We start from the raw sequence: 6,408 nt of genomic DNA, 5'->3' as shown, positions 1-6,408 counted from the left end.
GACTCCCTTTAATATTACAACAGGATATTATGAATCGTGCCCATTTGAGTACAAGCACTATATAACGTTGTTGAATATCGTGAATAAGTCCCGAGGACTTATTCACGATATTCAACAACGTCCCCTACTCCCTACAGCTCCCGCGGGTAATTTTGTAGCGAACGGGCCTGGCCTGCTTCCATCACAACCGTATCTTCAATGCGTACTCCGAATTTTCCTTCAAGGTAGATTCCCGGTTCAATGGTGAACACCATCCCCTCCTGAAGCACCGTCTCGCCTTTGGGGCTGATGTGAAGCCCCTCATGCACTTCCAGACCGATACCATGACCGAGACCGTGACCAAAAGCATCCCCATATCCATGACCGGCAATAAAGGAACGAACAATACCGTCAAGTTCACTGGCCCGCATACCGCATCGGGCTGAGCGGACACCAAGCTGCTGAGCCTCAAGGACAATCCCATAGACCTCTTTGGCTTCAGCACAAACGGGCCCCAGTCCCACCGTGCGGGTCTGGTCGGAGGCATAGCCATCCACCATACAACCCATGTCAATCACAATGAGCGCACCCGGCTCAAAATGGGCATCGGAAGGCTGTGCATGCGGCATGGCTCCCCGGGGACCGGAAGCGACAATAGGGTCGAATGAATCCTTCTGGGCACCCAGTTTCCGATGACGGCATGATATTTCAGCCGCAATATCACACTCACTCATCGAGGAGGAAATCATCGGAATAACTTCGCCAAGAACCTGGCAGCTGATATCTGCCGCCCGCTGCATCAAGAGCAGTTCCCCTGGACTCTTTACCATCCTGAACTCATCAAAAAAACCATCAACAGGCACCACCCTGCACCGCTCATCCACCGCTGCAATAATGCGTGTGGCCTCATGCCAGCTTACCCTGTCGGACTGAAGCGCCACACATCCACCCAAAGGATAACGACCGGAGTGAAGTGCCGCAACAAACCCCTCAGCATCAATAACCGGTTCGACAACCCTCACCTCATCCCGTGCCTGCACCCGATACCTTGAATCGGTAAAAAGCCAGCTGGCGCGGGGGGTAAGAAGCAATCGGGCACTTGAACCACTGAACCCTGTCAGCCAGCGGATGGAAGGAAGATCAGTCACCACAAAAGCGTTAAAACCAAGGGAATCCATTTTCAGGAGAACCCGTTCAAGTGAGGCTCGCTGCCAGGCCTCTCTGTCAGAAATGCTCATAAAAAATCATTGAATTTATTTACTGAATAAACAGGTTCTGCTCCCATGGAGCCATTGCAAGCTGAAGTATTCTTCTTATTATTAACGATTTACGAATATTTCCTCTCATTTACCAAAAACTCAGCTGCATGGCGCATACGGAAATACTTGACACCCTTCAACAGGGATCGAAGCTTTCAAAGCCCGAGATGAAACGCTGCATGGACGCAATCATGGACGGCGCCATTCCCGATACAGCCATTGCCACTATTCTCACACTCCTGCAGAAAAATGGCATCAGTGCCGATGAAATTGCCGGTGCGCGGGAAAGCCTCATAGAGAGAGCAACCCCCATAACGCTTGATGAAAGGGCCGTCGACACCTGCGGCACAGGTGGAGACAGTGCCGGAACCTTCAATATTTCCACAGCTGCTGCCCTTATTGCAAATGCAGCCGGTGTCAGCATAGCCAAACACGGAAACCGCTCCGTTACCAGCCAATGCGGCAGCGCCGATGTGCTTGAAGCACTCGGCCTGCCGATAGAGCTTCACCCGGAAGCAACCACGGCTCTCTATCGGCAGACAGGATTTGCTTTTCTCTATGCACCGCTCTACCATCCCGCCATGAAAAAGGTTGCCCCGATACGCAAGAGCCTGGGCATAAGAACCATTTTCAACATTCTGGGGCCCCTGCTCAACCCCGCCCGCGTCAAACGACAACTTGTAGGGGTTTTTGAGCCCTCCCTCATGGAGCTCTATGCGGAAGCTCTGCGCCAGTCAGGCTGCAGCCATGCCCTCATTGTTCATGGTGAAACCGAGAGCGGTCTTCCGCTTGATGAAGCAAGCGTCTCCGGCAGAACTCATATCATTGAACTGCAGAACAATGTTACCTGCCGCCACACCACCAAACCAACCGACTTTCACCTCCAGCAGTGGCCGATAGCCGACCTTGCAGGAGGAACCCGCGAGGAGAACGCCCTCCTCATAACCAGACTGCTTGAGGGCAAAGCCACCCAGGCGCAGCGGGAAGCCGCACTCTTCGCGGCTGCAATAGCATGCTATGTATCAGGAAACGCCAACTGCATTGATGAAGGGATCTGCATGGCAAAAGAGGCGCTCGCAGAGAGGCGTGCGCTCAGAAACCTTGAAGCAATCATTGAAATAAGCCGTGACCTTGAAAGGAAGTACGGCACCGGAAAGAACTAAAGGCTTACATTTTTTTTCAAAAAACTTGTATACTGTTCTTCACATTTTCGAGTGCCCCGAACCCCTTAAGCGAGAAGCGGGAAGAATTCGCCCATGAACGGACAGACCAGGCCAAACACCGACATATCACCCAGCATCGGCGAAACACTCCGCCGGTCGGGCGTTGACGACTCGCGCCGGAAAGCGATAGCAGCGGCTCTGGGCAATGTCAACCGTCCGGGGTTCCGAATAGAACCCTCTGCCATTCTGCCACTCATGAAACCAGTCACCTGGTTTCCCCCGATGTGGGCGTTTGCCTGTGGGGTCGTTTCAACAGGCGAACCCGTTCTGGAAAACTGGTCCGTACTGCTCAGGGGGGTCATTCTTGCCGGGCCACTCATGTGCGCCATGTCGCAGACCATGAACGACTATTTCGACCGCGAGGTTGATGCCATCAATGAGCCCGAACGACCCATTCCCTCCGGAAAAATATCCAAATCAGCCAGCTGGCTGATCACCTTCAGCCTTATTATCACCGGATTTCTGGTTGCACTCTCCATTCACCCCTATGTCATGGCTATTGCTTTTGTTGGGGTTCTCATGTCGCACGCATACTCCGGCCCGCCTTTCAGGGCAAAACGAAACGGCTGGTATGGCAATCTTATTGTCGGTCTTGCATATGAAGGTGTAGCCTGGCTGACAGGAAGCTTCGCCATAACCCAGGGCGTTCCCTCAACAGAAACCATAGCGCTGGCAATCATTTTCTCTCTCGGTGCACACGGAATCATGACACTGAATGACTTCAAATCTGTCGTGGGCGACAGAATCCGTAAAGTCGCCTCAATACCGGTACAGCTCGGCGAAAAAAACGCAGCCATACTGGCATCTGTCATCATGGATGCCGCACAGCTTGGAGCCATTGCAATCCTGCTCGCCAAAGGCTCCTCACTCATGGCCATTCTTGCATCACTTCTGCTTCTTGCGCAGCTGCCAATGCAGAAAATCCTCATAAACAATCCGCGTGAAAAAGCGGTATGGTATAATGCCTTCGGCACCCTTCTCTATGTCCTCTCCATGATGGTTGCAGCAGTCGGCATCCGGCCCTGAAAAACATTGCATTTCTCCTTTAGAAAACTATTTGTATATTCAGGTTCATTTTTTTAACACCAAGAGCCCGAATCATGTCCAAAGTCTGTGTACTGACCGGTAAAAGACCTAAGTACGGAAATACAGTATCGCACGCCAACAACCATCGCCGCACCCGTTTTGAGCCAAACCTCCACACCAAGAGGATATGGATTGAAGAGGAAAAACGCTGGGCGAAGGTAAAGCTTTCCGCCAAAGCCATGAGAATCATTGCAAAAACCGGAACAGGCGAACTCGCAAAATTGCTGAAGTAATCAGCCGGCCCGGAACAGAACCATTTTATTGTCTCAACAGTACAGCAAAGGCTCAATCACAAACGGTTGGGCCTTTTTTTTCGATGGAGAAAAAAGTCACCATATATACCGATGGAGCCTGCAGCGGCAATCCCGGTCCCGGAGGATGGGGCGCGATGCTCATGTACGGGAAAACTGTCCGTGAAATTTCAGGCGGCGCTCCAGCCACAACAAACAACCGGATGGAGCTCTCGGCTGCAATAGAGGCGCTTCAGGCACTCAAAGAGCCCTGTACGGTAGACCTTTACAGCGATTCAAGCTATCTGGTCAACGCAATCAATGAAGGGTGGCTGAAGCGATGGACTGCCAACAGATGGAAAACCGCAGCAAAGAAGACTGTTGAAAACATCGACCTCTGGCAGAAAATCCTTGAATTGACCGACCGCCACCGGGTAAGGTTCCATAAAGTCAAAGGGCACAGCGACAACCCCTACAACAACCGCTGCGACGAACTTGCCCGACTGGCTGTCAGAAAGAAACCCTAAAACAGGATCGGGCACATGATGGGCACAGAGGCAGAAGAAGGCCGGAAGACAACAGGCGGCTCACTGAAAAAGGGATCAGGACTCCTGATGATGATCAGCGTCATCGGATTTGTGTTTTTCCTCACTGTTGTCGCCTGGATCAACTGGCCCAAAACCCGGATCGCCCCCGAACCGCTTTCAGCCGAACAGCACAGCCTTATCAACCGGATTCCCGGCAACTCTGACGCCATCATCTACCTCGGGATGAAAGAGATCCGCCGCAGCCGCTTCTGGCAGGAAGTGCTGCCCGACTCACTGAAAACCATCCCTCTCTTCCAGCCTCCGGGAAAGCTCAACCTGCTGCTGAAGGCCGCTTCAGTCAACCCCGCGACCGACATTGACGCCCTTCTCATGAGTTTCCGCCGTCAGGGCTACAGGGACCAGAATTTTCTTGCCGTTGCCAACGGCCCGGTGGCAGGAAAAATCAGCGACCGGCTGCTCAAGAGAAGCGGCACCGCCATCACTTTGAAAGGGTACGCCTGCTACAGACTTGACAGCACCCTCTGGCTCAGCCGTTCTGCACCCGATGAAATCATCCTTGCCGGCAGCCAGGCAATGCTGGAAGGTTTTCTTGCCCCCAGTGGAAGCTTTTTCCAACGCGACAGTCTTGCTGTTGCCATGATGCAGAAAGCGGTCTACAAATCACACCTCTGGTTCGCCCTGCCCTCAGCGGCGTGGACCTCAAGCGCCCTTGAAAGTCTGACCTCGCAGAACAGCGATGTGAACTCCCTTGGCAATCTGAACAGGATACAGCACCTCGCTCTTTCCGTCAGATTCAATGAGGGAATTGAAGCCGAAAGCGAATGGGTCTACGGCACCCGCCGGGCCGCATGGTTCGCTTCAACATTCCTGTGGGGGGCACTGAAGCTCTCTGGACTCTCGGAGGAGCGAAGCACTCCTGAAATCCGCAATCTGCTTGAAAGAATCCGGATTCAGCAGAACCTTGAATCGGTAATCATCCATACGAAGCTGCCTCTGGAAATCTTCACGCGCCAGAAGGAAGAGCGCTGAGAAAACAGAGCCGTCTATCCTTCCACACCACCTCTCCACCGCCCTCAAGCATCACCCTTCTGCCCGGCTGGGTAGTGAGCAGGTCAACCAGACGCTGGAGAAGAACAGCGTCGACAGAGTATCCATGTTCACGAAGAGCCCGCTTCAGCACCTCCTTCTGCTCAAACACAGTCAATGTTTTCAGGGCGGCGACATCCAGCCACCCCTGAGCCGGCTGTAAACCGGGCTCCCGCTCAATCAGGCCGTCCATGGCAGACTCAAGAAACTCTTCAAGCTCCCCCGACTGCTCCGAAAGGCGCTGCAGCGAAGGCATCAGCTTGTCCGGAAACCGCTCAAGAAGCAGCGGAATGACCCTGTTCCGGATGAAGTTACGGTCATGAGAGTCACTCTCATTGCTTCGGTCAATCCGGTATCTCATCCCCTTCTCCCTGAGATAGCCAAGAATGTCGGCCTTGTGAAGAAGCAGCATCGGCCTGATGATTGAGCCATGTCGGGACCGGATGCCCCGCAGTGAAGGCTGCGAGGTACCGCGGAACAGGTTGAAAAGAATGGTTTCGGCGTTGTCGGCAACATGATGACCGGTAGCAACCTTCGTAAAACCCTCACTCTTCATCAGACGCCCGAAATAGTCATACCGCAGAGTCCTGGCACTCTCCTCAATTGACAGACGGTGCTCCCGACAGTACAGCTCCGTATCAAACCGCGCTACGAAGCACTCCAGCCCGAGCCGCCGGCAGGCCTCCCTGACAAACGCTTCATCGGCAAGACTATCAGGACCCCGAAGTCCAAAATTGCAATGCGCAACCCCGAGGCGGCAATGCAGAACCGGCTGGACAGCAAGAAAAAGAGAGAGCAGTGCCATGGAGTCCGGCCCCCCTGATACGGCAACAAGAAGCGGTTCGCCGTCCATCACAAGGCGTCGTACCCTGATCTGCTCGAGAAACTGTTTTTCAAGTCTGTTCACGCAGCCATAAATTTATACGATTTTCCCTCTGAATGTCCTCAGGCAAGAGAACCATTCAGAGGCTTTGAAACACAATATACATAATGCCCT

Annotated in this window: 7 protein-coding genes; 5 read left to right on the top strand and 2 right to left on the bottom strand. The window is 53.2% G+C overall.

What is annotated here, in order from left to right:
* Positions 1-131: 131 nt before the first annotated feature.
* Positions 132-1,217: a M24 family metallopeptidase gene (locus EKD02_RS03640; RefSeq protein ID WP_126383844.1), complete on the bottom strand. Its 1,086-nt coding sequence runs from the start codon at positions 1,215-1,217 to the stop codon at positions 132-134.
* Between the two features lie 128 nt (positions 1,218-1,345).
* Here EKD02_RS03640 and trpD point away from each other — a divergent pair, with 128 nt between their 5' ends.
* From trpD to EKD02_RS03615, 5 genes are all read left to right on the top strand, one after another.
* Positions 1,346-2,401, top strand: coding sequence for an anthranilate phosphoribosyltransferase (trpD, locus tag EKD02_RS03635; RefSeq protein ID WP_126383842.1), 1,056 nt, complete (start codon positions 1,346-1,348; stop codon positions 2,399-2,401).
* 93 nt (positions 2,402-2,494) lie between these two features.
* Positions 2,495-3,487, top strand: coding sequence for a chlorophyll synthase ChlG (gene chlG, locus EKD02_RS03630; RefSeq protein ID WP_126383840.1), 993 nt, complete (start codon positions 2,495-2,497; stop codon positions 3,485-3,487).
* 74 nt (positions 3,488-3,561) lie between these two features.
* The gene (gene rpmB, locus EKD02_RS03625) at positions 3,562-3,780 is read left to right on the top strand and encodes a 50S ribosomal protein L28 (protein WP_011890630.1); all 219 of its coding nucleotides are present in this window, start codon (positions 3,562-3,564) and stop codon (positions 3,778-3,780) included.
* 83 nt (positions 3,781-3,863) lie between these two features.
* Complete coding sequence (gene rnhA, locus EKD02_RS03620; protein ID WP_011890631.1) at positions 3,864-4,304, top strand: ribonuclease HI; 441 nt, start codon at positions 3,864-3,866, stop codon at positions 4,302-4,304.
* A gap of 15 nt (positions 4,305-4,319) precedes the next feature.
* Positions 4,320-5,354, top strand: a complete 1,035-nt coding sequence (locus EKD02_RS03615; protein ID WP_126383838.1) for a hypothetical protein — start codon at positions 4,320-4,322, stop codon at positions 5,352-5,354.
* Here EKD02_RS03615 and tilS read toward each other — a convergent pair.
* Complete coding sequence (gene tilS, locus EKD02_RS03610; protein WP_011890633.1) at positions 5,329-6,318, bottom strand: tRNA lysidine(34) synthetase TilS; 990 nt, start codon at positions 6,316-6,318, stop codon at positions 5,329-5,331. The two genes, EKD02_RS03615 and tilS, sit on opposite strands and share 26 nt — an antisense overlap.
* Between the last annotated feature and the right edge of the window lie 90 nt (positions 6,319-6,408).

The sequence above is a fragment of the Chlorobium phaeovibrioides genome, assembly GCF_003968655.1.
Taxonomy (GTDB): domain Bacteria; phylum Bacteroidota; class Chlorobiia; order Chlorobiales; family Chlorobiaceae; genus Chlorobium; species Chlorobium phaeovibrioides.
The sequence above is the reverse complement of the archived record's forward strand: the minus strand, read 5'-3'. Positions and strand labels throughout refer to the sequence as shown.